Origin of the sequence: Pseudomonas sp. PDM10 (assembly GCF_014852295.1) — a bacterium.
In the GTDB taxonomy this organism is placed as follows: Bacteria; Pseudomonadota; Gammaproteobacteria; order Pseudomonadales; family Pseudomonadaceae; genus Aquipseudomonas.
In genome coordinates this window covers 1-24,520 of the sequence record NZ_JACVBJ010000002.1, presented here as the reverse complement: position 1 = coordinate 24,520, position 24,520 = coordinate 1, and the positions used below count along the sequence as shown (strand labels likewise).

The following is a 24,520-nucleotide window of genomic DNA, read 5'->3' as shown; positions in this document are numbered from 1 at the left end:
ACACTATAACCAACCGCGCTACAACCCACCCTCAGTCTGATCCAGCCGTTCACGCAAAAACTCGATCAACGCCTGCACCGGTCGCGATGCTTGACGGTGCTGCGGATAGACCGCCGACAACGTCAGCGGCTCGGAACGAAATGCTTCCAGCACCGGCACCAGCCTGCCGTCCTTCAACGCCGAACCCACAATGAAAGTCGGCAAGTAAGTAATCCCCATGCCGGCGATCGCCGCGTCCCTGAGCAGTTCACCATTGTTCACCCGCATCCGCCCGGTGACATTGACCACCAACGGCTTGCCCTGCCCTTCGAAACGCCATTGCACCTGACGACCATGGCCGTAAGGCAGGCAGTCATGCGAGTGCAAGTCTTCGGGTTTGAGCGGCGTGCCGCGCTCGGCCAGGTAAGCCGGGCTGGCGCAATACACCCGTTGGATGGAGGCGATGCGTCGGGCGATCAGCGTCGAATCCTCCAGAACGCCGATGCGCAGCGCCAGGTCATAACCCTCACTGAGCAAATCCACCGGTCGATCACTGAGATCGACCTCCACCGTGACATCGCGATAACGCTGCAAAAACACCGGCAGCAAACAGCCCAAACGCACCACCGCAAACGACAATGGCGCGCTGATACGAATAGTGCCGCGGGGCTCAGTGGTCTGGCCGGCGATGCCCTGCTCTACTTGCTCGACTTCGCCCAGCAGACGCAAGGCTGACTCGTAATAACTCTGCCCCAGTGGTGTCACGTCCAGTCGCCGAGTGGAGCGATTAAGCAGCCGCACACCCAAACGCTCTTCGAGTTGCATCAACCGCCGGCTGACGAACTGCTTGGACAGGCCCAATTGATCGGCCGCCGCGGTGAAGCTGCCGGAGTCCATGACCTGGCAAAAAATACGCATATCTTCGAACGGGTTCATTGTCACGCTCTGATTGACAGTCAGACACTGTATAGCCGCTTTTTGTCTCAGACGAAAATGCCCGCACATTGGCGGGCATCTTTCATTGTGGCGGGACTTACTTCGACGTCAGCACCGAATAGCTGTTCATCAGGTTGCGATAGTTCGGAATGCGCGGCGACAGCAGGTTCGCCAGGCCTTCCATGTCGTTGCGCCAGTCGCCCTGCAGCTCGCAGGCCACCGAGAACCAGTTCACCAGTTGAGCACCGGCCGCCGCCATGCGCGCCCAGGCCGCTTGTTGCACGGTTTCGTTGAAGGTACCCGAGGCGTCGGTCACGACGAACACTTCAAACCCTTCAGCCAACGCCGACAGCGTCGGGAACGTCACGCAAACGTCAGTGACGACACCGGCGATGATCAGTTGCTTGCGGCCTGTGGCTTTAACGGCCTTGACGAAATCTTCGTTGTCCCAGGCATTGATCTGGCCTGGACGCGGGATGTACGGCGCGTCCGGGAACTGCTCTTTCAACTCGGGAACCATCGGGCCATTCGGACCGTTTTCGAAGCTGGTGGTCAGGATGGTCGGCAGCTTGAAGAACTTGGCCACATCGCCCAGTGCCAGTACGTTGTTCTTGAATTCGTTCGGCGAGAAATCCTGGACCAGCGAGATCAGGCCCGTCTGGTGGTCGACCAACAGGACAACGGCGTCATCTTTGTTCAGGCGTTTGTACGGAACGTTGCTCATGTGAAACTCCTCGTTGGATGGGTGTTACATGCGGCGCCGACGTGCAGGGCCGGCGCTTTTTTTATGATCGTCAGAACGCGAAGCACGAGCAGCCGAACGCGCCCCAGAAACCCGCGAAATCGCTGACCGGCGCATTCGACAAACGCGCCTTTTCATGGCTATGGGAATGCACGCCGCATGGCCCGCTGCAATGGTGAACCTGTGCTTGCATCGGCGAGGTCGGACGCCAGTGCCCCGGCACTTTCACCACCGGCGACCAGTCCGGCAGCACCGGCACGCTGGCCGGTCCGAGTTTTTCAAAGTCACCGGCGGCGTACACCACCTTGCCGCCGACCACGGTCAACACCGACTCGATCCACTTGATCGCTTCTTCGTCGACGCTGAAAAAATCCGCGCTCAGGGCCGCGACGTCAGCCAGTTGGCCGACCTTGATCATGCCTTTCTTGCCCTGCTCGGAAGAGAACCAGGCGCTGCCGTGGGTGAACAGCTCCAGTGCGGTTTGACGAGACAAGCCCTCGGCATGCAGTTCCAGGCCACCGACCGTACGGCCGCTGACCATCCAGTACAGCGAAGTCCAGGGGTTGTAGCTGGACACTCGCGTGGCATCGGTGCCGGCGCCGACCGGTACACCTTCGGCCAGCATGCGTTTGATCGGCGGGGTCGATTCGGCGGCTTTGGCGCCGTAACGCTCGACGAAATATTCGCCTTGGAACGCCATGCGATCCTGAATCGCGATACCGCCACCCAGCGCCCTCACCCGCTCAATGTTCTGCGGTGTAATGGTTTCGGCATGGTCGAAAAACCATGGCAAACCGTTGAACGGAATGTCGCGGTTAACCTTCTCGAATACGTCGAGCATGCGGCTGATGGATTCGTTGTACGTAGCGTGCAAACGGAACGGCCAGCGCTGCTCGACCAAGTGGCGCACCACCGGCTCCAGCTCGTCTTCCATGGTTTGTGGCAGGTCCGGACGCGGTTCGAGGAAGTCCTCGAAATCCGCCGCTGAAAACACCAGCATTTCCCCGGCGCCGTTGTGCCGCAGGTAATCGTCGCCCTGATGCAGGGTCACGCTGCTGGTCCAATTCTTGAAATCGGTCAGCTCTTCCTTGGGCTTCTGGGTGAACAGGTTGTAGGCGATGCGAACAGTCAGCTGCTGGTCCTTGGCCAACTGCTCGATCACCTGATAATCGTCCGGATAATTCTGGAAACCGCCGCCGGCATCGATGGCGCTGGTCAGGCCGAGACGGTTGAGTTCGCGCATGAATTGACGGGTCGAGTTGACCTGATATTCCAGCGGCAACTTCGGCCCCTTCGCCAGCGTCGAGTAGAGAATCATCGCGTTAGGACGGGCGACCAGCATGCCGGTCGGTTCACCGTTGGCATCGCGCACAATCTCGCCACCCGGCGGGTTCGGCGTGTTGCGGGTGTAACCGGCCACGCGCAACGCGGCACGGTTGAGCAAAGCGCGGTCGTACAAATGCAGGACAAATACCGGAGTATCCGGCGCAGCCTGATTGAGTTCTTCAAGGGTCGGCATGCGCTTTTCAGCGAACTGGAATTCGTTCCAGCCGCCAACCACGCGCACCCATTGCGGCGTTGGCGTGCGGTCGGCCTGATCCTTGAGCATGCGCAGGGCATCGGCCAGCGACGGCACCCCTTCCCAGCGCAGTTCGAGGTTGTAGTTCAGACCGCCACGGATCAGGTGCAAGTGCGAGTCGTTGAGGCCGGGAATGACGCAGCGCCCCTTGAGATCGATGACCTGCGTACCCGAACCGCGCAGGGCCATGGCTTCGGCGTCGGTGCCGACCGCGACGAAACGACCATTGCTGATCGCTACGGCGCTGGCGCGTGGGTTTTCACGGTCAACCGTATGAAATTGGCCATTAAACAAAATCAGATCGGCGTTCATCACTTTTCCTTGGGCTGAGTGGAAGAGGACAGCCAGGGCGCGAACAATCGCGTCGCCATTGGCATGAACAGGTACACCACCGACACGACGATGGTCAGCGTGATCAGGAACGTCGCGACCACGTAATTGGACAGGAAGGTATTGAGCTGCAGCAGCGGGCCCCAGATCAGCGGCACCAGCAAGGTGTGCGGCAAAATCACCAACAACGTCACCATGGCCTGCTTCCAGCGCGGCGGTGGTGACGAAGCGGCGTCGGCTTGCGGCGCGAACCAGAATTCGTTGACCGGATTGACCTCGGTCTGGTCGCCGTCAGCGAGCATCGGCGTGGCTTCGTTGACCAGTTCCAGCCGTTGCGGTGAATCGAGCCAGCGCTGCATCGATTCGGTGGAGCAAAAGCGCAGCACGCAGGTATACAGGTCAAGTCCGGCGCTCTTGCCGCGAATCACATCGACGCCCAAGTGCCCTTCCTGCTGCCCGGCAATACTGACAATGTTGCGCAACCAGGCTTCGTAGGGCACTTCAAACCCCGCCTTGATCCTGTGCTTGATGACCAGGGTCACGACTTCCTCGAAACGATTGGATTCAGGCATAACGCAAAGCTCCGGCGAATCGGACATTGAGCGCCAGCCGTCCCGGCCCGGCGATAAGAACGCTGGTGAACAGAATCAACAGCAGCCAACCGAACTGCCCTTCATCAAGACTCCATTGCGCATGCACCACCAGCAGCGCGATCAGCAACACCGCCAAAATCGGCAGACACGCCAGACGCACCAGCACCCCGGCGATGATCAGCAACGGGCACAGCACCTCGGCAAAAATCGCCAGCATCAGCGTGGCGTTCGCGCCCAAGTGGAAAGGGTCTTCGATGACTTGCAGTTGAGCGTTGTAGTTAAGCAGTTTCGGCAAACCGTGCACCCACAGCAGAAACAAACCACCGCTGACCCGCAAAAACAGCAGTCCGAGATCCTGGACCCGCTCATCCCATCGCGACGTATTCATGGGCTACCTGCACGAATGAAAAACCACCGGCGCTCATGCGCCGGGACTTGGTTTGATAGTGCCGGTCTGAGGTCGGGAAAAATTGGATGTGTGTGCTCTTTTTGTGGATGAGCCCGGCGGTACGATCCACCGCAGATCCCTTGTGGGAGCGAGCCTGCTGGCGATAGTGGGTCAGGCAACATCAATGCTCGATGACACATCGCCTTCGCGAGCAGGCTCGCTCCCACAGAGATTGGATGTTCGGCAGGAAGAGATTGGTCGGCTGTCAGGCCGTCATCGCGAGCAGGCTCACTCCCACAGGGGATCCGTGTTCGCTTTCGCTTCTCACCACTCAACAGGCCGAGCGTTAGCTCGCCTGCCGCACTTGATCTTGATCCACCCGCCCCTTCGGGAGGCTGAGTGGAGGTGTTCATCTGGGGGGTAGGCGCGTAGCGCCGTTCGACGAAGTCGAACACATCGAGAGGAGGTTGAAGCGAAGCCAACCGGAGGCGATGCCCCCAGATGAATACCGGAACGAAGGAACGCCGAGCCTAGGCGAGGGGCCGGACGCTTGGGGCGAGACCTTTTGGTTCCTTTTGGGGCGTTTGCCAAAAGGGACTCGCCGTAAGGGCGAAACCCTAAGTCGCCGTTACCGCAGAAATGGATATGTACACCTGAAAGAGATTGGTCGGCTATCAGGCCGCCATCGCGAGCAAGCTCAGCTCCCACAGTTGGACTGGGTACTTCAGGATATAAACAGGTCGGCCCGGAGACCGCCACGGTCAAGCCGAAATCGACAAAGGCCTGGACATGAACTCACTGATCCGCGACCGCAACCACCGTTCCGCCGGATCGTTGTCATGCACCCCACTCCAGGCCATCGAAAGTTGCGCCGCTTCAATCGGAAACGGCGGGTCTTCGGCCCGCAACGCACAACCCTCGACCAACGCACATGCGGCGTAATCCGGCACGGTGGCGATCATCTCGGTCCCGGCCAACAACGCCCGCAACCCACTGAACTGCGGAACGCCCAACACCACCCGCCGACTGCGTCCGATCTTCGCGAGATCAAGATCAATGTTGCCGCTCAAATCCCCCGAAAACGACACCATCGCATGCGGTCGTTCACAGTATTCATCCAGCGATAGCGTCCCCGGTCGTTTGTCACCACGCAGCACCTTGCACGGAATATCCCGCAACGTCTTACGCTTGGCATTGGCCGGCAGATCCGTGGTGTAACTCACACCCACTGAAATCTCCCCAGACGCCAGCAACGCCGGCATCAGCAGATAATTCGCCCGCCGCACGACCACAATGATCCCTGGCGCCTCTTCCCGGAGCTGGCTCAACAAGGGCGGAAACAAGCCAAACTCGGCGTCGTCCGACAGCCCAATGCGAAACACATCGCAGCTTGTAGCGGGATCGAATTCTTTAGCTCGGCTCACGGCCCCGGAAATCACATCCATCGCCGGTTGCAGCTCCTTGAGAATCGCCAGTGCCCGCCCTGTCGGCTCCATCCCGCGGCCGTTGCGCAACAGCAGCGGATCGTCGAACAGATCCCGTAACCGTCCCAGCGCGGCACTCACCGCCGGCTGCCCCATGAACAGTTTTTCAGCCACACGGGTGAGGTTCTTTTCGAACATCAACGCTTCGAAAATCACTAACAGGTTCATGTCGACGCGGCGCAGATCGTTACGGTTCACAGGCAGATTCCCCTTGTGTGTTCAGCCAGGCACTTAGCGTTGGAATTTACTCGATCAGCGGTACGTTGGCCGCACGTTTATAAGGACCGTACTCCACCGGTACCCATTGGAAATGCTTGCCCTCTGCCGCGATATGGCCGATGCCCGGAAACGGCAAATGCGCCGCTGTTACCCAGATTTTGCTCGCCGCTGCATCACTGAAAACCCTGGCGCGGCTCTTGATCGCTTGCTGACTGTTGACGTCAAAGCCGATCGACACTTCCGGGTGTTCGAACTGCACCGCCAGGTTATGCACCAGATCCCCCATGAACAGAATGCTCTGACCCTGCGAGGTGAAGCGGTACGTGGTGCTGCCCGGCGTATGGCCGGTCTCGATAACCGCCTCCACACCCGCTACCGGCGACTGACCGGCATCGAACGTCTTGAAGCGACCTGCCGCGACGTAGGGCGCGGTCGAATCCTGGGCGATTTTGAAATACGGCTTGGCACCCTCGGGCGCCTTGCCGAAGGCTTGAGGATCGAGCCAGTAGTCAGCTTCTGCCTTTGCCGCGTAAACAGTGGCGTTGGCGAAAACCGGTTTCTGCTGGCCGTCGACCAGTCCGCAGACATGGTCCAAATGCAGGTGGGTCAACAAAACCGTATCGACCTGCGCCGGCTCATAACCGGCGGCTTTCATATTGTCTGACAGCATCCCGGCGGTAGCACCAATGCACTGGCCGGCACCGGTATCGACGAGGATCAATTGCTTGCCAGTGTTGATCAAAAAGGCATTGAACGCGGTTTGTACGCCCGGCGTTTCAATCGAACGGCGAGCCAGCAGCGCGCGGATCTGACTTTGAGTCAGGCCTTTGAGCAGTTTGGGCGACAGATCGTTGTAGCCATCGAACAACGCCGTCACCTCGTAATCGCCCAACGCCAACCGGTAATAACCCGGCACTTGCGTGCCGACTTGCGCCGGTGCCTGAGCCGAGGAAATGCCGGACGCCAGCGCTGCCGCGAGCCCCAGCGCGCAAACCAGAGAATGTTTCATGCCACCACCTTGGTCGAGTCAGAGGAGCGGCCACGCACAACGCCGCCAGATAACGTCAATTTTGCACGGCTCGCAGCCGTGGAAATTGCAGCAATGTGCTGAGTTAGCGCTGTTGGTTACCGCCGCACATTGACGGAATTAACAACGTTTAACTCGCCTGCCAGAGCCCTGCGACCAAAAATGAAGCTCACCGACAAGGACATCTGTCATGGCTCATTCTCAGCAAAACGTCGTCCGCGAGACGACCACTGAAACGCGAAAGAAAACGACCGGCGGCCTGACTCCGTGGCGCGAAAGCCTGGTCAAGCAACTGATCCTCGAGCGCCTTGGTGAAACCGTTGAAGTGACCGAACTGGCCCGCGCCTGCGCCCTTTCGCGCAGCCATTTCTCCCGCGCGTTCAAGTGCAGCACCGGGCTCTCGCCTCAGGACTGGATTCGCAACCAGCGCATCGCCCGCGCCAAGCAATTGATCCAGAACACTGACCTGACGCTGACGCAAATCAGTCTCGAATGCGGCTTCTGCGATCAAGCGCATTTCTGCCACATCTTCACGCGCAATGAAGGCATCACTCCATTTGCATGGCGTTGCCGCACCCTGCGCTCCCCGGCCCACCGCCCCGCCTGCACCGCTCAACTTCACGCGCAATAAACCCGCTACAAAGCTTCCATGGCATAGGATCGGGGGGCCAGGGAGTAACGCTTAGTCCTTCAAAAACGCCAGCAGATCGGCGTTGAGCTGATCCTTGTGGGTATCAGTCAAGCCATGGGGGGCGCCGGGATAGATCTTCAACGTAGATCCTTTCACCAGTTTTGCAGACGCAATACCCGACGCTTCGATCGGCACCACCTGGTCAGCATCGCCATGCACCACCAGCGTCGGAATGTCGAACTTCTTCAGGTCTTCGGTGAAGTCGGTTTCGGAGAACGCCTTGATGCAGTCATAAGCGTTCTTGTGGCCGGAGGTCATGCCTTGCATCCAGAACCAGTCGATCATGCCCTGGGATGGCTTGGCGTCTGGTTTGTTGAAGCCGAAGAACGGACCGCTGGCGAGGTCGATATAAAGCTGAGAACGGTCGGCCAGGGACGCCTTGCGAATGCCGTCAAACACCTCGATCGGCAGGCCGCCAGGGTTGGCTTCAGTCTTGAGCATCAGCGGCGGCACCGAAGAAATCAGCCCGGCCTTGGCTACGCGCTCGGTACCGTGGCGACCAATGTAGCGCGCCACTTCACCGCCGCCGGTGGAGAAGCCGAACAGCACCGCATCTTTGAGGTCCAGCCACTCGATCAACTGCGCCAGATCATCGGCGTAGGTGTCCATGTCGTTGCCGGTCCACGGCTGGCTGGAGCGGCCATGACCGCGGCGATCATGGGCAATCACCCGGTAGCCTTTGGCAGCCAGGAAGATCATCTGCGACTCCCAGCTGTCGGCGTTCAACGGCCAGCCGTGGCTGAAGACAATAGGCTGACCGGTGCCCCAGTCCTTGTAATAAATCTCGGTGCCGTCTCGGGTCGTGAACGTACTCATGTGTTGTCTCCTTAGTGAGTGTTGGGGTGAATCAAACCGGTGAGTGGCTCATGCGTTCAGCCAGCCGCGCCACTCGCTCGCCCAGATGGGCGGCGGTGCGGCGGTCTTCGGGGGGCGGTGCGCGTTCGGGGGACTGTTCGACATTCGACTGCGCCATGGCGCCCAGCGAGCTGCCCAGGCGATTCATTTGCCCATCGAACACGCCCTTGCTCGAACGCGCCGGCAGCAGGTCGAGGCCAACCCAGATCATTGAATGCTGCGCGGCGAACACTGCCATCTGCAGCAAAGTGTTGAGTTTGTCGCCGCACAGGCAGCCGGAATTGGTGAAGCCGGCCGCCAGTTTGTCGCGCCAGGGTTGGGCCAGGTAGAACGCCGCCGTGGCGTCCATGAACCCCTTGAAGGGTGCCGAGACGCTACCCATGTAGGTCGGCGCGCCGAAGATGATTGCGTCGGCGTTGTGCAAATGGTCCCAGTGCCGGTCCACGTCCTCGACCGAAATCAGCCGGCAGGTACTGCCGTGCCGTTCCACGCCTTGGGCCACGGCTTCGGCCATGACACGGGTGTGCCCGTAGCCACTGTGATAGACCACCACCACGCTGCTCATTCCGACGTCCTCATGACATGTTTAATCCCTTTGTTCCACGGCAGCCCCCCTGTGGGAGCGAGCCTGCTCGCGAAAGCGTTGTATCAGTCACCCACGATGTTGAATGTGCCGCCGCCTTCGCGAGCAGGCTCGCTCCCACAGACCGGTGGCCGTTGAAGATGCAGAGTTTTGAGCGTAGACCGGACGCAGGACGAGTTAAACGTTGTTAATTTTCCCTGGCGCGCCAAAAGCCTCAGCGATACCTTCAAGACCGTCGCGCCCAATAATTACGGAACCCATGAACAAGGGCGGAGAACCAGCAGTCCAGGCAGACGCCGCAGAGTCATCCGGCCAGCGCATTGCGTTGCCGTAAAAACCTGACGAATATGCTCGAAAACCGCGTATCAGACGGCTGCAAGCAGGAGTGACACGTTGACCCTTTCCCCCGACCAAGCCATCCATTTCGGCCCCTACCGGATCTATCCCGGACAACGTCTGGTCATGGAGGCCGACCAGCCCCTGCGCCTGGGTCGACGTGCCATGGACATTCTGTTGATCCTTTTGGAACACGCCGGGGAGGTGGTCAGCAAACAAACACTGATCGCCAGGGTCTGGCCGAAAAACGTGGTGGAAGACATTAACCTGCGGGTGCACATGGCCGCCTTGCGCAAGGCCCTCGGCGACGGACAGGCCGGCCAGCGTTACATCATCACCGTGGCGCAGCGCGGGTACAGCTTTGTGGCGCCGTATTCGCTGGAGCACATCGAGCACCCTCCAGGGAGCGCAGCATCCGTGCCGAGTGGCCACAACCTGCCCGTTCGTCGAACCCGCATGATCGGCCGCCAGTCTCTCGTCGATAGCCTGGTGGTCCAGCTGTCACGCCAGCGTTTCATTACTCTGGTCGGGCCCGGCGGGATCGGCAAAACCACCGTGGCCCTGCGTGTCGCCGAACAACTGATCGGGCGCTACCGGGATGGCATTCGCCTGCTGGACCTGGCGCCGATCAATGATCCATCGATGATCACCGTTCACCTGGCGACATTGCTCGAACTGTCCTTGCACGACGCCGAGCCGATGAGCGGCCTTGCCGCGTTTTTGCGCGACCGGCAGATGCTGCTGGTGATCGACAACTGCGAACACCTGGTCGACGCCATCGCATTGCTGAGCGAGAGCCTTCTGCGCGCCGCGCCAGAGGTGCACATTCTGGCCACCAGCCGTGAGAGCCTGCGGGCCGAAGGTGAATGTGTCCAGCGCCTGGAGTCGCTGGACTGCCCTCCCCCCATTGCCGTGCCAGACCGCGCTCAGGCCCTGACCTTTTCCGCCTTGCAGTTGTTCGTCGAAAGGGCGATGGCCAGCCACGACAGCTTCGAACTGACCGATGACGAGCTGCCGCTGGCAATTGAAATCTGCCGGCGTCTGGACGGTATTCCATTGGCGATCGAATTGGCGGCCGCGCAAGTCAACAGCCTCGGATTGAGCGGATTACTGACCCAGCTCCAAGGCAGTTTTCGCCTGCTCACCCAGGGTTGTCAGACCACGCTGGGCCGACACCAAACCTTGCGCGCCACACTGGACTGGAGCTTCGAGCTGCTCAATGCCTGCGAACAAGCCTGCTTGCGCCGACTGGGTGTGTTCAGGGGCGGGTTCACCCTGGAATCGGCGGCGGCGGTGATCGTCGGCGAACACATCGAACCGCAAGCAGTGTTTGGCTCGATCACGCAACTGGTGGCCAAATCGCTGCTGAACGTGGAGGTGGGGGACGAAGAGGTGTTTTACCGATTGCTCGACACTACCCGCAGCTATGCCCTGGAGAAACTCGACCAGGCCGCCGACCTGCCCGATACCCGGGAACGTCACGCCAAGCGCTGTCTGGCGTTGATGAATCAGGCCCAGCACGACTGGGAGCTGATCCCGACAGGTACATGGATCGAGCGTTATACCCGCGGTCTGGAAGACATTCGTTCGGCCCTCGACTGGTGTTTTAACGCGCAAGGACCGCAGGCATTGGCGATCCGCCTGACGGCAGCTTCCACGCCGCTGTGGCAGGAGCTGTCGCTGCTCAAGGAGCACGGCCTTTACGTGCGCAGGGCGCTGGCCCTGCTCGATGCAACGTCCGATCCCTGCCCGCAGCTGAAAATAGCCCTGCATCTCGCCCTCGGCAGTTCTTGCTATCACACTCAGATGAGCACGGCTGAAACCATCGAGGCTTTCGTCAGCGCCAGAACCCTGGCCAAGCAATGCAACGATTTGGCCGGTCAGTTGCGGGCAGTGTCCGGGCACATGGCGGTCAACCTCTGTTGCGCCAATTATCAAATGGCCCTGGAACAGAGCCGGCAATTCGATCGGTTGGGGCTGCACGGCGATGCAGTGTTGTCCCTCAGCATGCATCGCTTGCGGGTGCTGGCGTTACACTTTGCCGGGGACCAACAGCAGGCGCGGATCAATGCCGAGCAGGTGCTTCAGCGCATGGCCCAGAGCGGCCACCTCAACCGCTTCACCTACGGTTTTGGCGTGCACTACGATCAGAGCGTCGCCGCCCTGACGATTCTGGCGCGCATCCTCTGGTTGCAGGGGCAACCAGAACAAGCCTGGCACACCGCCCGGCAAGCGCTGGAGATTGCGACCCAGATCAACCACGGCACGTCCATCTGCTACACCCTGGCGCTGGCCGGTTGCCCGATCGCTCACTACAACGGCGATACCCGAACGGCTCGTGAACTCTTGCACCAGCTGCTGGAACAAGCACAAAAACACTCGGTGCTGCTGTTCTACACCTGGGCCCGACACTATGCGCAGGTGATCGACAGCGCCGAGGCGCACTTGCCTCTTCAGCCAGGCGTGGGGCTGATCAAGGACATCATGGTCACGCTGGATGGCAGTTTCGTCGATGACGCCCTGTTGCAACGGGCCGACACCGGTACGGCTGGCTGGAGCACGGCGGAAGTACTGCGGGCCCGGGCTGATGCGCTGCTGGCCGAGGATTGCCCACTGAAAACCGAAGCGGCCGAGGCCGTGCTGATCAGGGCATTGAACGTGGCGAAACATCAGGGCGCCCTGGCGTGGGAACTGCGCAGCGCCACCTCGCTGGCGCAACTTTGGCAGCGTCAGGGCCTGTATCAGCAAGCTCATGAGCTGCTGGCGCCGATCTACAATCGGTTCACCGAGGGATTTTCTACACCGGACCTGAGCAAAGTCCGTCGATTACTCGAGGAGCTCAATGGGCAACTGCACGCCTGAGACCCAGCGCGCCCGGCTGATGTAATGCGAATGGCGCTGCTCAAACGCCCGCAGGTGGCCGTTGTGTTCGAGCTTCTCAAGGGCATAGGTGCGCGTGGTGTTGAGAAAACGAAAACGGGTCGTGCCGTTGACCTGATCCATCGCGAGCAACGATTTGGCGACCAATCGCGTCACCAGCGCCGCCAGTTGATCGGGCTTCAGCTCCGCGCAACTGCACACGCCAATCGCGGCATCGAGGGTGAATGACATTTTGAACACCGACAGGCGCTGCAACACGGTTTGTTCAGGCAGGCTCAGCCGTTCATAGCTCCAGTCCAGGGCAGCTTTGAGCGTCTGATGTCGGGGCACCGCCGTGCGCCGGCCTTGGGTCAGCAGCTGAAGACAGTTATCCAGCTGAGCTTGCAAACCGACCAACGCCAGCGCATGGATCTGCGCCGCAGCCAGTTCGATGGCCAGTGGCAAACCGTCGAGCCGCCGACAGATTTCACGGACCGCCTTGAGGTCTTGTTCGCGCAAGGCAAACCCTTGTTGACGGGTTCGGGCACGGCTGACGAACAGCTGCACCGCCGAATACCCCATGGCTTGGGCGACACTGTGCAACGCCGACGCGGGCGGCACCGCCAGAGACGGTACACGCAGAACCGTTTCCCCTCCTGCCTGTAAAGGCTCGCGGCTGGTCACCAGAATGGACAGCCGAGGCGCCGACATCAGCAAATCCTCGACCAGGGTTCGACAGCGTTCCAGCAGGTGTTCGCAGTTGTCCAGCACCAGCAACGCGTGCCAGTTTGCCAGCACCTCCAGCGTCGTGCCAATCTCCCGTTCAAGGGTCTGGATCAGATGATCGACCACTCTAGCGGGGTCACCGATCGCTGCGAAATCAACCAGCCACACCCCCTCTTCATAGTGCTGCAACAGCAGTTCGCCGACACGCAACGCCACCGTGGTCTTGCCGACGCCGCCGGGGCCGACCAGCGTCATGAAACGCCGGACCGGCAACTGTCGGACCAGACTGCCGACCAGCGAATCCCGACCGGTCACCGGCGTGAGTCGTGCGGGCAGGTTGTGCTGATGTTTTTGCACGGTCTCGATCAAGAGCCGCGTGCCCGCGGACGCGGGCTGCACCGGGGCGATAAAACTGTAACCCCGCTGGGGAATGTTGACGATGTAGCGCTGGCCATTCTGCCCGTCGCCAAGCGCCCGACGCAGGGCGGCAATGTGCACGCGCAGGTTGATTTCCTCAACCACGGACGTCGGCCAGACGTGAGCAATCAGTTCGTCCTTGCTGACCACGTTGCCGGCGCGCTCGACCAGCACCTGGAGGATATCCAGCGCCCGACCGCCCATGCGCAGCGGTCGATCACCTTCAAGGATCAGCCGTTGCCGCAGGTGGAATGCATAGGGGCCGAATCGCAGCACCGCATCGCTGTTTAAATCTCTGAGGCTGTTCATGCACATTCACGTGCTGAAACCTGGCCCGGCTCACAGTGCAGCAACATCCCTTGCACCCGCCTTCCAGGCTCCCGCACCTCCATTGCAAAGCGTTCAGGGTATCTTGGCAGGCATCAGTGACGGTACAACTGCCACGGAGGGAGCGTCACAGCCATCACGGTGCGCATAACGGACAAGAAGGCTCTAGCTGAACTGTTCACGGTATTGGGTCGGCGTCAAACCAAGCTTTTCACTGAACAGAAAACGCATGTGCCGTACGCTGCCGAAGCCACTTTTGAACGCCACTGTCTTGAGTGGCAAGTCGCTGGTTTCCAGCAGATTCCTGGCGCTGTCGATACGCGCACTTTGCAGAAATTCCATGGGCGTCATGTTCACTTCCCGAGCAAACATTCGGGCGAAGTGCCGCGCACTCATGTTCGCCAGGCTGGCCATGCGTTCGATGCTGAATGCTTCATCGAGGTGTTCGAGTACAAAGTTCTGCACGCGAGTGATCGGTGTTTCCTGCGGTGCGACAGCCGCCATCAACGGGCTGAATTGCGCCTGCCCACCCTGCCGCTTCATGACCACCAGCAATACCTTGGCGACGTCTTGGGCGACTTTCTTGCCATGGTCTTCGGTGACCACCGACAGTGCCAGGTCGATGCCGGCAGTGACGCCGCCGGAAGTGATGAGGTTGCGGTCCTGCACGTAAATCTGATCGGTTTCGACGGTAGCCTTCGGGAAGCCTTTGATCAGTCGTTCGGTGTAATGCCAGTGGGTGGTCACGCGATAACCGTCCAGCAAACCGGCATGGCCCAGCACGAACGCGCCGGTGCAGATCGAGCCGTATCGCTCGGCGCGACCGACCGCGGCTTTGAGCCAACACAACAACGGTGGATGTTTTTCGTTGTAGGCACCCGGACCGCCCGGCACCAGCAACAGGTCATACGCCTGATCCGCCTGATCGATGTGCAAATCGGCCTGGACGCTGACGCCGTTGGAGGCACGCAGCGCGCCATGCTCGGTGCCGATGGTCGACAGTTCGTAACGATCATCCGGTGCCAGATATCGATTGGCGATGGAAAACACTTCCATCGGGCCTGCCATGTCCAGCAGGAGAAAGTCCGGGAACAACACAATAGCCACGGTTTTCATGGGTTCAAAATCACTGAAGTCAAAAGAAAATCCATCTGCCAAACACCACCCACCTGTGGGAGCGAGCCTGCTCGCGAAAGCGATCTATCAGTCACCAACAGTGTTGGATGTGACGCCGCCTTCGCGAGCAGGCTCGCTCCCACAGGTCTTGTGCCCGGCATCAGAGGAATGCTGTGCATTATGGCCAAATGTGGCATCGGCGTCGGAGAAGAATACGTGATCGCCTGCCGATCACTGTCAACCTCAACAGGACAGTATTTAAATTTTCACCTACTTATTGCACCAACCAGTAACCATTAACCTTCTCCTCACTCGGACGAATCAACGTCCCCACAGGAGATTTCATCATGCTGACCCTTCGCAAAGCTTCGGATCGCGGCGCGGCCAATCACGGTTGGTTGAAGTCGTTCCATACCTTTTCCTTCGCCAACTATCGCAACCCGAAAGAACAGGGTTTTTCCGACCTGCTGGTGATCAACGATGACCGGGTTGCCGCCGGTAAAGGTTTCGGCCAGCACCCACACCGCGACATGGAGATTTTCTCTTATGTGCTCGAAGGTGCTTTGGAACACAAAGACACCCTGGGCACTGGCTCAGTGATCCGCCCCGGCGACGTGCAGTTGATGAGCGCCGGCAGCGGCGTGGCGCACAGCGAATACAACCACTCGACCACCCGGCCGGTGCACTTCCTGCAAATCTGGATCGTGCCGGACATCAGCGGCGCCAAACCGCGCTATCAGCAAGAGCATTTCAGCACGCAAAAGAAACGCGGCCGTCTGCAACTGATCATCTCCCCCGACGGGGCGAAAGGTTCGCTGAAGGTGCGTCAGGATGCACGGGTTTATGCGGCGCTGATCGACGGTAAGGAAAGCGCTGCGCTGGAATTGGCCACCAACCGCCATGCCTATGTGCATGTGGCCCGCGGCAATGTCGAGCTCAACGGCGTGCCGTTGCAGGAAGGCGATGGCGTGCGGGTTCGCGATGAACAGGTGCTGACCTTGAGCAATGGCGTCGATGCCGAGGTATTGATCTTTGACCTGCGGCCGCAAGAACTGCCGGAAATGCCATAAAGATCAAGAGATCGCAGCCTCGTTTCACTCGACAGCTCCTACAGGGATTCGTGCAGTGCTGGCCCTGCGGGCGGTGACGGGTTCACGAACTGGTCCCACAGCATCATCAACAGCAACTTGCCTGGAGCCGCGCGACGGTTTCATTCGCTACGTTTCAGGCTATCGCCGGGTATGCGTATTCGGCGTTGTTCAACGCCAGCGGCGGCGATCACGCGTTGTTGTTTGTCATTGCAGCCGGCGCCATTGTGGTCGCACTGTTACTGGAACAGGTCATGCGCTTGCTGAACAGATCAAACAATGTGGGAGCGAGCCTGCTCGCGAAGACGGCGTCGCATTCAACAAAGTAGGTGACTGAAACACCGCATTCGCGAGCAGGCTCGCTCCCACAGGGATCAGTGCATTGGATTGAATCATTCGTTCACTCATGCGATCCCATTTACAGATGACTTTCTCAACAGGACGCCGACATGAATCTGCCCCAAACCATGACCCTGATTGAAATCACCGAACCCGGTGGTCCGGGGGTTTTAAAGCCGCGTCAGGAACCGGTCCCCAACGCAGGTGCAGGCGAAGTGCTGATTCGCGTGCACGCTGCCGGGGTCAACCGCCCCGACGTGATTCAACGCGCCGGCAAGTACCCGATGAAACCCGGCATGAGCCCGATTCCCGGTCTGGAAGTGGCCGGTGAAGTGGTGGCGATCGGCGCTGGCGTCAACGAATTCATCGTCGGCGATAACGTCTGTGCACTGACCAACGGTGGCGGTTACGCACAATATTGCGTTGCACCGGCCAGCCAGACGTTGCCGATTCCTGAAGGGATGGATTGGGTGCACGCCGCGGCGGTGCCAGAAACTTTCTTCACGGTGTGGGCCAATCTGTTCGACATGGGCGGCGCCAGCAAAGGCCAGCGCGCATTAATTCACGGCGGCACCAGTGGCATCGGCACCACCGCACTGATGTTGTGTCGCGAGTTTGGCATCAAGGCATTCGCCACGGCGGGCAGTGAAGAAAAATGTGCAGCGATCCGCACGTTGGGGGCCGAGGCGATCAACTATCGCGATCAGGACTTCGTCCAAGTCATCCAGGAAAGAACCGCCGGCAAGGGCGTCAACGTCATCCTCGACATCATGGGCGGTTCGTACCTGAATCAGAATATCGCGGCGTTGGGTATGGACGGTCGACTGGTGATGCTGGGCTTTCTCGGTGGCGCCCACGCCAAAGACGTCGACCTGCTGGCGATCCTGGGCAAACGCGCGACGATCACTGGCTCACTGATGCGCGCGCGCACCCGCGAAGAAAAAGCCTCGATCGCCGAACAGTTGCACGAGTACGTCTGGCCCGTACTCGCCGCCGGGCGTTGCCTGCCGATGATCGACAAGGTCTATCCATTGACCGACGCGTCGCTGGCTCATGCCCGGATGGAAGCGGGTGATCACATCGGCAAGATTGTCTTGCGGGTGGACTGATCAGTAGCCCTCACCCGCCGCCAGGGCGCCGCTGATGATCGCGATGCCCGAGCTGGTGCCCAGTCGCGTGGCGCCGGCCTCGATCATCGCCAGTGCAGTCGGGTAATCGCGTACGCCACCGGAAGCCTTGACCCCAATAAGCGCGCCGACGGTGCGGCGTCGGGCCATACATACGACTGTCGAATTTATTCCTGCCTTCGCCACGCTTCTGTTAAAACCCGAACTTTCCTTTTGATCCTCCGGGCCACCGCATGTTTTCTAACCTGATGAGCCGCTTGGGCCGACGCTGGCTGCCGCTGCTGTGCATGGCCGTGCTGATCGTCGGTTTGCCGGTGAGCTGCGGCGTGCTCAAGTACACAGAACGCGAGTTGCTGTTCCGCATCGAGCCGGGCAACGCTGGTTGGTATCGTGGTCTGCCGCAGGACGTTCAGGAGTTCGACATCAAACCCGCCAGCTTCAAGGCCGGGCAAAGCCTGCATGCCTGGTGGTGGCCGGCCGCGCGTCGCGATGCGCCGTCGATCCTCTACCTGCATGGCGTGCGCTGGAACCTGACTGGCCAGGCGTTCCGCATCGAGCAATTGCGTGCCATGGGCTATTCGGTGCTGGCCATCGACTACCGCGGGTTTGGCCAGAGCAAGGGGGATCTGCCGTCGGAAGCCAGTGTTTATGAGGATGCGCGAGCCGCTTGGGAGCGCTTCACCCAAATGCAACCGGACGCCAACAAGCGCCTGATCTACGGCCATTCTCTGGGTGGCGCGGTGGCTATCGACCTGGCGGCAGACCTGACCGCACAGGCGAAAAAGGAGCATGGCGTGGTACCGGTGCGCGGTCTGGTAATCGAATCCACTTTCACCTCGCTGGGCGATGCCGTGGCGCAAGTGGCCGACAGCAACCTGCCGGTGAAATGGTTGCCGGCGCGCTGGCTGCTGTCGCAGAAATTCGATTCCATCGACAAGATTGTCGACATCAACATGCCATTGCTGGTGGTCCATGGCCTGGCCGACCCGTTCATGCCCTCGCGGTTCAGCCAGCAGTTGTTCAATGCCGCCAACGAACCCAAGCACCTGTTATTGGTGCCCGGTGGTACACACAACAACAGCATGAGCCAGGGCGGTACCCAGTATCGCCAGGCACTCGACGGTTTGATGAAAACAAAACCGACACAAATGGCCGGACCGGCCGTGGTTCGGGTTTCCCGGGAGTCTTGAGGTCTATCGGTAACCCCGGGCCTGCAAATCAAACAACTGCGCATAGCGCCCGCCCGCGGCCACCAGACTGTCGTGATCGCCCCGCTCAAGGATCGCTCCCTGGTCCAGCACAATGATGTGGTCCGCATTGCGCACGCTGGAAAACCGGTGAGAGATCAGCAACGTCATCCGGCCTTCGGTGTGCTCACTGAAATGCTCGAATACCGCCGCTTCCGCTGCCGGGTCGAGTGCAGAGGTCGGCTCATCCAGAATCAGGATATCGGCGTTGCGCCGCATGTAGGCGCGCGACAACGCGATCTTCTGCCATTGTCCACCGGACAGCTCCTGCCCCCCGGCAAACCACCGCCCCAACTGCGTGGCATACCCTCGATCCAGCCCCTCGATAAAGGGTGCGGCCATGCCCTCGGCGGCGGCCTCCTGCCAGCGCTGCTCATCGTTGAACGCCAGGGTGTCACCGACGCCGATGTTCTCGCCAACGGAAAATTGGTAGCGGATGTAGTCCTGAAAAATCACCCCGATGCGCCGTCGCAGCGCGTCTTCTTCCCACGCTTGCAGATCGCTGCCGTCCAGCAGGATACGGCCCTGATCAGGACGGTACAGCCGCGTCAGCAATTTGATCAGCGTGGTCTTGCCCGAACCGTTCTCCCCCACCAGCGCCACACTGTGGCCGGGCACAAGGTGAAGATCGATGCCTTCCAACGCAGCGCGACTGGCGCCCGGATAACGGAAGCCGACGTTTTCGAAACGCAGGCCATCGCCGGGCACGGCCCCCACGGTGAGGTTGCCGGTATCCGCCACGACAGGCTCGGCCAGGTATTCATAAAGACTGGACAGGTAAAGACCATCCTCGTAGAGACCGCTGATGGCACTCAAGCTGCTGCTGACTGCCGTCTGCCCCTGCTTGAATAACACCAGGTACATGGTCATCTGCCCGAGGCTGATGTTGCCATGGACGGTATCGACCACCACCCAGGCATAGGCCAGATAAAACGCGCCGGTGCCCAGTAGACCGAGGACAAATCCCCAGCCATCCCGACGTAGCGTCAGGCGCCGGTCTTCGGCATAGAGCCGTGCGAACGTGTCGCGATAACGCTTCAACAGCAGCGGCGCGAAGCCGAACAGTTTGACTTCTTTAATGTAGCCCTCGTGAGAGAGCAGCGTTTCGATGTAATTCTGTTGTCGACTCTCCGGCGCGCGGCGAGTGAAAAGCCTGAAAGCATCGCCGGAAAAATGTGCTTCGGCGAAGAACACCGGCAACGCGCCGACCACCAGCAGTACCAGCGCCCAGGGCGAAAAATGCACCAGCAATACGCCGAAGCTGATCAACACAATCAGATTCTGGATCAGCCCCAACGACTTCATCACCAGTGCCAACGGTCGGGTCGATGCTTCGCGGCGCACTCGAACCAGTTTGTCGTAGAACTCGGAATTCTCGAACTGCACCAGCGATAACGTCTGGGCCTTCTCCAGAATCATCGTATTGACCTTCTGCCCCAACTGCACCCGCAATAGCGATTGCTGGACCGACAGCGCCCGCTGAGTCCCGGACAGCAATGCGAGCACGCCCGCTTCAAACAGCACATAACGCACGACCGGCCACAACGGCGCACTGCCCTGTTGTGCGTGCAACTGCATGGCCGTGACCACCGCATCGACAATGCGTTGTCCCAACCAGGCCGCCAGTGCCGGGAGTACACCGGCAATCAACGTCGCCAGCACCAATCCCAGAAACAGCCCGCGAGACGTTGCCCAGACCAGCAGCAAGGCGCGTCTCGCCTGGTCGAGTAACGAGGTGAAACGATCGAGAACAGGGTTCACTCCGTGATCCCCCCCTGATACCTCGCCCGATACCGTCCCGGACTTTCCCCCGTCCACTTCTTGAACGCCCGGTGAAACGCGCTTGGCTCCTGAAAGCCAAGCTGCTCGGCAATGTCACTGATGCTCGCACGACTGTGACGCAATTGCTCAAACGCAACGCCACGCCGTACCTCGTCCTTGATCTCCTGATACGAACACCCTTCCCGCTCCAGTTTTCGGCGAAAGGTGCTGGGGCTCAGGTGCTGTTCCAGGGCGAAGGCCTGCAAGGTCGGCCATTGGCTGTAATGGCTGTTACGCAGGCGCTGATGGACCTGCGACGCCAGGCCGTGCTGATTACGAAAACGGATCACCAGCCATTGCGGCGCGGTGCGCAAAAACACTTTCAGTGAGGCCAGATCCTGAACCACCGGCAGACGCAAATAGTGGCTGGCGAATTCGATTTCGGTGCGCTCGGCGCCAAAGGTCAGGTTGGGTCCCCAGAGTAAACGGTCATCGCTGAGCGACACACGCTCATGGCGAAAATCTGCGCGATCGATGGGGATGCGCCGCCCACCCAGCCAGCAGAGCAGACTGATCATCAATACCAGAAACGTCTCCTCGCCCAAACGACTGACGTCGCTGTTTGGCGAGTGATTCTGCAGGCTGATCACTGCACGTTTCCCGCGCACCGTCAGCGTGCCGCGAAAGTCGTGGAGGAATAGTGCGAAATTGGCCAGGCACTGGCGCATGGCTTTGTGCAGGTCAGGTTCCTGAATCAATGCCCGGCAGATCAGGGCGAAACCGCCCGGCGGCATGCCATGGGAGTCGAGCCCGAAGAACTCATCGTTGAGCTCGCGGATCTGAATCAACCACAACGCGGCAAACGCACTGGCCGGTACACGCGCGGTGGGCTGCTCCATCAACGCCGGATCGATGCCGGCCTGTTCAAGCGCAGCCCTCTGACGTTGCGGATTGTTTCCCAGCCCATGGATCATTGCCTGCACGAAGTAGGCGGAAACCGAGTCCTTTTCCCGCATGTGAACGCTTCTCTCCCCATCACCCGAATGGCAAAAAACACCAGTGCCGTTGAACAGTTTCGGCATAGGACAACCGCCCTGCCGGCTCTAGACTCGCGGCCAATAGTACGCCTTCGGCCACTACGGCGGCCAAGGTATCGCGGGATTTGATCGGAAGGACAGAACATGAATCTGCAAAACATTGGCGTGATCGGCGCAGGCACCATGGGCAACGGCATTGCGCAAGTCTGCGCCTTGGCCGGTTTTAACGTGACCTTGCTCGACATCTCCGAGAGCGCCCTGCAAAAGGCCGTCGCAACCGTCAGTAAAAACCTCGATCGACAGATCGCCAAGGAAACGCTGACGCAAGAGCAAAAGCTCGCCGCCCTCGACAAGATCCGCACCAGCACCGACTACAGCAACCTGCAGAACGTGCAACTGGTGATCGAAGCCGCGACCGAAAACCTCGAACTGAAACTGCGCGTGCTGCAACAGATTGCCGCGCAGGTCAGCGATCATTGCGTGATTGCCTCCAACACGTCTTCGCTGTCCATCACCCAACTCGCGGCCAGCGTGAGCCAGCCTGAGCGCTTCATCGGTCTGCACTTCTTCAACCCCGTGCCGGTGATGGGTCTGATCGAAGTGATTCGCGGTTTGCAAACCAGCGACGCCACCCACGCCCTGGCGCTGGACATGGCGACCACTCTCGGTAAAACCGCGATCACCGCGGGCAACCGTCCGGGTTTCGTGGTCAACCGGATTCTGGTGCCGATGATAAACGAAGCGATCCTGGTGTTTCAGGAAGGCCTGGCCAGTGCCGAAGATATCGACGCCGGCATGCGCCTGGGCTGCAATCAGCCGATCGGGCCGTTGGCGTTGGCGGACCTGATCGGCCTCGACACCGTGCTGGCGATCCTCGAAGCCTTCTACGACGGCTTCAACGATAGCAAGTACCGCCCTGCTCCACTGCTCAAGGAAATGGTCGCCGCCGGTTACCTGGGGCGCAAAACGGGGCGTGGCTTCCATGCCTATGCCTGAGCGTTGCTCGCGCTTTGCCGAGTACCGGGACAAGGTGCTGGAGCTGTTCGCCTGCAAAGGTTTCGGACAGGTCGGCATGCGTGAGCTTGCGACCTGCCTGGGGCTCGCTCCCGGCTCTTTGTATCACCATTACCCCAGCAAACAGCACTTGCTGCTCGACCTGATCGAAGAGTTCTACGAAGAGCTGTTGGCAACCTTGGGGCGGATCGAGCAAAAGGCGCCGGCAAAACGTGACAAACTCCATGCCCTTATCCGAGCGCATTTGAACCTGCATCAGGAGATGCCCTGGCATTTTCGTCTGGCGGAGCGTGACAGCGGCTGCCTGAATGAAGAGCAACAGGAACGGGTTCGGCAGCTTCGCGAGCAATACGAGCACCGACTTCTGCTGATGCTCGGAACAAGGCCTCGTCTCAGCGAGCAGGCGCAACTTGCCACCGGGCACGCCATCGCCAATTTGCTGAACAGCGCGCCCAGCTGGTTGGCGCAGCACACGCTGAGTGAAGCGGAGCGAGATGATCTGCTGGAAAACCTGGTCAGCGGTGCCATCGAGCGCTTGCTGCGCCCCTCGGTTTCACGCGCCGTAGCTTAAGGGCCCAGGACGATATTTCCGTGACCATGGATCTGCACCTAGGCGCCGGAAGCCATAAGCCACGTCGCTTCAATAGAAAAAACATCTAAACAATTCCCGTCAATCACGACATCTAACGCTTTGCTAATGGGAGCCCAATCACTGCGGAGCCTGAGGTGAATTCGGCCTCTCTTCGCCTCTTCGTAACCGGGAGCAAAGCATGAAAATCAATCCCTACCTGATCTTCAATGGCGACTGCAAAGCCGCCTTCACCTTCTATGCCCAAAGCCTGCCAGGCCAGATCGAAGTCATGATGACCTTCGGCGAAAGCCCCGCACGCGAGCACTTTCCGACGGACTACCACAACCTGATCATCCACACCCGCCTGCTGGTGGGCGATCAGGCGATCATGGGCTCGGACACAACACCTGATCGCCCTACTGACGAAATGAGCGGCTGTTCGGTTTCACTGAATGTCGACAGCATTGCGGAGGCTGAACGGATCTTCGCTGCATTGTCGGAAGACGGCAGCGTTCAAATGCCACTAGAAGCGACGTTCTGGGCAGCACGTTTCGGGATGCTGGTTGATCGGTTTGGTGTGTCGTGGATGGTTAACTGCGAAAAGGATCAGTGAAACTCATTTTCTCAAGGCATGAAAAAAGCCCAACCTGAAAGGTTGGGCTTCTGGCAACTGCCTGACTGTCTGCTACCGTCAACGCGCAACCTCGTACAACCGCGGATTGTTCGGAGGAACCCCACTGCCTGCCCAGGACGTGCCTTAGTCCACTCGCCTCAAACTGTCACTGCTCATCGACGCGAGCGTCGAGCCTGCTCCTCCCATCACTCAGGTAGAAGAAAAACTACGCGAAGAGTCCGCCAAGCTCGGCGGCGATGCCGTGGTTGTGGTCTACGACCATATCCAATCGGTGGGCGCCTATGTCAACGGTCCACTGTGGGCTCGCGACGTAAAAACCATCGAAGGTCGGAAACTCAAAGGGATTGTGATCAAGTACCGGTGATGTCCGTTCGCACTTTCCTGCGGGCAAAACAAAACCCCTACCTGCATACGCAGATAGGGGTTTCGGAATTTAATCTTGACGATGACCTACTCTCACATGGGGAAACCCCACACTACCATCGGCGATGCATCGTTTCACTGCTGAGTTCGGG

21 protein-coding genes and 3 pseudogenes are annotated in these 24,520 nt (G+C 59.8%); 10 read left to right on the top strand and 14 right to left on the bottom strand.

Features of this window, described 5'->3' with window-relative positions; translation table 11 throughout:
• Window positions 1–18: 18 nt before the first annotated feature.
• The 7 genes from IB252_RS06610 to IB252_RS06580 all read right to left on the bottom strand — a co-directional run bounded on the left by IB252_RS06610 (window position 19) and on the right by IB252_RS06580 (window position 7,259).
• Window positions 19–915 (bottom strand): LysR family transcriptional regulator, encoded by an 897-nt coding sequence (locus IB252_RS06610; protein ID WP_192407652.1) that lies wholly within the window; start codon window positions 913–915, stop codon window positions 19–21.
• A gap of 97 nt (window positions 916–1,012) precedes the next feature.
• Window positions 1,013–1,639, bottom strand: coding sequence for an isochorismate family cysteine hydrolase YcaC (gene ycaC, locus IB252_RS06605; protein ID WP_008032694.1), 627 nt, complete (start codon window positions 1,637–1,639; stop codon window positions 1,013–1,015).
• A gap of 70 nt (window positions 1,640–1,709) precedes the next feature.
• Entirely contained in the window at window positions 1,710–3,548 is a 1,839-nt protein-coding gene (locus IB252_RS06600; protein ID WP_192407651.1) for an amidohydrolase, read from the bottom strand.
• The gene (locus tag IB252_RS06595; RefSeq protein WP_111452057.1) at window positions 3,548–4,138 is read right to left on the bottom strand and encodes an antibiotic biosynthesis monooxygenase; all 591 of its coding nucleotides are present in this window, start codon (window positions 4,136–4,138) and stop codon (window positions 3,548–3,550) included. The genes IB252_RS06600 and IB252_RS06595 overlap by 1 nt, the downstream gene beginning before the upstream one ends.
• Window positions 4,131–4,547: a DoxX family protein gene (locus IB252_RS06590; protein ID WP_192407650.1), complete on the bottom strand. Its 417-nt coding sequence runs from the start codon at window positions 4,545–4,547 to the stop codon at window positions 4,131–4,133. The genes IB252_RS06595 and IB252_RS06590 overlap by 8 nt, the downstream gene beginning before the upstream one ends.
• Window positions 4,548–5,308: 761 nt before the next feature.
• Complete coding sequence (locus tag IB252_RS06585) at window positions 5,309–6,229, bottom strand: LysR family transcriptional regulator (RefSeq protein WP_192407648.1); 921 nt, start codon at window positions 6,227–6,229, stop codon at window positions 5,309–5,311.
• A gap of 46 nt (window positions 6,230–6,275) precedes the next feature.
• On the bottom strand, window positions 6,276–7,259 hold the full coding sequence (locus IB252_RS06580; RefSeq protein ID WP_192407646.1) for an MBL fold metallo-hydrolase: 984 nt from the start codon (window positions 7,257–7,259) through the stop codon (window positions 6,276–6,278).
• 208 nt (window positions 7,260–7,467) lie between these two features.
• Between IB252_RS06580 and IB252_RS06575 the strand changes: the two genes are divergently transcribed.
• Entirely contained in the window at window positions 7,468–7,908 is a 441-nt protein-coding gene (locus tag IB252_RS06575; protein ID WP_192407644.1) for a helix-turn-helix domain-containing protein, read from the top strand.
• A gap of 51 nt (window positions 7,909–7,959) precedes the next feature.
• Here IB252_RS06575 and IB252_RS06570 read toward each other — a convergent pair whose 3' ends face one another.
• Window positions 7,960–8,784, bottom strand: a complete 825-nt coding sequence (locus tag IB252_RS06570) for an alpha/beta fold hydrolase (RefSeq protein WP_111452052.1) — start codon at window positions 8,782–8,784, stop codon at window positions 7,960–7,962.
• A gap of 31 nt (window positions 8,785–8,815) precedes the next feature.
• Entirely contained in the window at window positions 8,816–9,388 is a 573-nt protein-coding gene (locus IB252_RS06565) for a flavodoxin family protein (RefSeq protein WP_192407642.1), read from the bottom strand.
• Between the two features lie 411 nt (window positions 9,389–9,799).
• On the opposite strand from IB252_RS06565, the gene IB252_RS06560 reads away from it, so the two are divergent.
• Window positions 9,800–12,604, top strand: coding sequence for an ATP-binding protein (locus tag IB252_RS06560; protein WP_192407640.1), 2,805 nt, complete (start codon window positions 9,800–9,802; stop codon window positions 12,602–12,604).
• Here the strand turns inward: IB252_RS06560 and IB252_RS06555 are convergent.
• Together IB252_RS06555 and IB252_RS06550 are read right to left on the bottom strand one after the other, a co-directional pair.
• Window positions 12,569–14,053, bottom strand: a complete 1,485-nt coding sequence (locus IB252_RS06555; protein WP_192407638.1) for an ATP-binding protein — start codon at window positions 14,051–14,053, stop codon at window positions 12,569–12,571. The genes IB252_RS06560 and IB252_RS06555 overlap by 36 nt on opposite strands.
• A 183-nt stretch (window positions 14,054–14,236) precedes the next feature.
• Complete coding sequence (locus tag IB252_RS06550; protein WP_192407636.1) at window positions 14,237–15,187, bottom strand: GlxA family transcriptional regulator; 951 nt, start codon at window positions 15,185–15,187, stop codon at window positions 14,237–14,239.
• Between the two features lie 347 nt (window positions 15,188–15,534).
• Between IB252_RS06550 and IB252_RS06545 the strand changes: the two genes are divergently transcribed.
• From IB252_RS06545 to IB252_RS06535, 3 genes and pseudogenes are all read left to right on the top strand, one after another.
• On the top strand, window positions 15,535–16,257 hold the full coding sequence (locus IB252_RS06545; protein WP_192407634.1) for a pirin family protein: 723 nt from the start codon (window positions 15,535–15,537) through the stop codon (window positions 16,255–16,257).
• Between the two features lie 77 nt (window positions 16,258–16,334).
• A pseudogene (locus IB252_RS06540) lies at window positions 16,335–16,604 on the top strand (YbfB/YjiJ family MFS transporter); the annotation flags it as partial.
• Between the two features lie 120 nt (window positions 16,605–16,724).
• Entirely contained in the window at window positions 16,725–17,723 is a 999-nt protein-coding gene (locus IB252_RS06535; protein WP_192407633.1) for an NAD(P)H-quinone oxidoreductase, read from the top strand.
• Here the strand turns inward: IB252_RS06535 and IB252_RS06530 are convergent.
• A pseudogene (locus tag IB252_RS06530) lies at window positions 17,724–17,954 on the bottom strand (2-deoxyribose-5-phosphate aldolase); the annotation flags it as partial.
• Window positions 17,955–17,974: 20 nt separating this feature from the next.
• Between IB252_RS06530 and IB252_RS06525 the strand changes: the two are divergent.
• A complete protein-coding gene (locus IB252_RS06525) occupies window positions 17,975–18,931 on the top strand; it encodes an alpha/beta hydrolase (RefSeq protein WP_192407631.1) in 957 nt (318 codons plus the stop codon).
• Window positions 18,932–18,934: 3 nt separating this feature from the next.
• Here IB252_RS06525 and IB252_RS06520 read toward each other — a convergent pair whose 3' ends face one another.
• Together IB252_RS06520 and IB252_RS06515 are read right to left on the bottom strand one after the other, a co-directional pair.
• The gene (locus IB252_RS06520; protein ID WP_111452044.1) at window positions 18,935–20,749 is read right to left on the bottom strand and encodes an ABC transporter ATP-binding protein; all 1,815 of its coding nucleotides are present in this window, start codon (window positions 20,747–20,749) and stop codon (window positions 18,935–18,937) included.
• The gene (locus tag IB252_RS06515) at window positions 20,746–21,765 is read right to left on the bottom strand and encodes an AraC family transcriptional regulator (RefSeq protein WP_192407629.1); all 1,020 of its coding nucleotides are present in this window, start codon (window positions 21,763–21,765) and stop codon (window positions 20,746–20,748) included. Before IB252_RS06515 ends, IB252_RS06520 begins: the two co-directional genes overlap by 4 nt.
• 165 nt (window positions 21,766–21,930) lie before the next feature.
• On the opposite strand from IB252_RS06515, the gene IB252_RS06510 reads away from it, so the two are divergent.
• From IB252_RS06510 to IB252_RS30085, 4 genes and pseudogenes are all read left to right on the top strand, one after another.
• Window positions 21,931–22,782 (top strand): 3-hydroxybutyryl-CoA dehydrogenase, encoded by an 852-nt coding sequence (locus IB252_RS06510; protein ID WP_192407627.1) that lies wholly within the window; start codon window positions 21,931–21,933, stop codon window positions 22,780–22,782.
• Window positions 22,769–23,371, top strand: coding sequence for a TetR/AcrR family transcriptional regulator (locus IB252_RS06505; protein WP_192407625.1), 603 nt, complete (start codon window positions 22,769–22,771; stop codon window positions 23,369–23,371). Before IB252_RS06510 ends, IB252_RS06505 begins: the two co-directional genes overlap by 14 nt.
• Window positions 23,372–23,570: 199 nt before the next feature.
• On the top strand, window positions 23,571–23,984 hold the full coding sequence (locus IB252_RS06500) for a VOC family protein (protein ID WP_192407623.1): 414 nt from the start codon (window positions 23,571–23,573) through the stop codon (window positions 23,982–23,984).
• Between the two features lie 169 nt (window positions 23,985–24,153).
• Window positions 24,154–24,369: pseudogene (locus IB252_RS30085) on the top strand (hypothetical protein); the annotation flags it as partial.
• Window positions 24,370–24,520 lie beyond the last annotated feature (151 nt).

Coding starts and splice junctions, on each gene's coding strand:
- IB252_RS06610 (WP_192407652.1), bottom strand. CDS start 915: ATGAACCCGTTCGAAGATATGCGTATTTTTTGCCAGGTCATGGACTCC.
- ycaC (WP_008032694.1), bottom strand. CDS start 1,639: ATGAGCAACGTTCCGTACAAACGCCTGAACAAAGATGACGCCGTTGTC.
- IB252_RS06600 (WP_192407651.1), bottom strand. CDS start 3,548: ATGAACGCCGATCTGATTTTGTTTAATGGCCAATTTCATACGGTTGAC.
- IB252_RS06595 (WP_111452057.1), bottom strand. CDS start 4,138: ATGCCTGAATCCAATCGTTTCGAGGAAGTCGTGACCCTGGTCATCAAG.
- IB252_RS06590 (WP_192407650.1), bottom strand. CDS start 4,547: ATGAATACGTCGCGATGGGATGAGCGGGTCCAGGATCTCGGACTGCTG.
- IB252_RS06580 (WP_192407646.1), bottom strand. CDS start 7,259: ATGAAACATTCTCTGGTTTGCGCGCTGGGGCTCGCGGCAGCGCTGGCG.
- IB252_RS06575 (WP_192407644.1), top strand. CDS start 7,468: ATGGCTCATTCTCAGCAAAACGTCGTCCGCGAGACGACCACTGAAACG.
- IB252_RS06570 (WP_111452052.1), bottom strand. CDS start 8,784: ATGAGTACGTTCACGACCCGAGACGGCACCGAGATTTATTACAAGGAC.
- IB252_RS06565 (WP_192407642.1), bottom strand. CDS start 9,388: ATGAGCAGCGTGGTGGTGGTCTATCACAGTGGCTACGGGCACACCCGT.
- IB252_RS06555 (WP_192407638.1), bottom strand. CDS start 14,053: ATGAACAGCCTCAGAGATTTAAACAGCGATGCGGTGCTGCGATTCGGC.
- IB252_RS06550 (WP_192407636.1), bottom strand. CDS start 15,187: ATGAAAACCGTGGCTATTGTGTTGTTCCCGGACTTTCTCCTGCTGGAC.
- IB252_RS06545 (WP_192407634.1), top strand. CDS start 15,535: ATGCTGACCCTTCGCAAAGCTTCGGATCGCGGCGCGGCCAATCACGGT.
- IB252_RS06535 (WP_192407633.1), top strand. CDS start 16,725: ATGAATCTGCCCCAAACCATGACCCTGATTGAAATCACCGAACCCGGT.
- IB252_RS06525 (WP_192407631.1), top strand. CDS start 17,975: ATGTTTTCTAACCTGATGAGCCGCTTGGGCCGACGCTGGCTGCCGCTG.
- IB252_RS06515 (WP_192407629.1), bottom strand. CDS start 21,765: ATGCGGGAAAAGGACTCGGTTTCCGCCTACTTCGTGCAGGCAATGATC.
- IB252_RS06510 (WP_192407627.1), top strand. CDS start 21,931: ATGAATCTGCAAAACATTGGCGTGATCGGCGCAGGCACCATGGGCAAC.
- IB252_RS06505 (WP_192407625.1), top strand. CDS start 22,769: ATGCCTATGCCTGAGCGTTGCTCGCGCTTTGCCGAGTACCGGGACAAG.
- IB252_RS06500 (WP_192407623.1), top strand. CDS start 23,571: ATGAAAATCAATCCCTACCTGATCTTCAATGGCGACTGCAAAGCCGCC.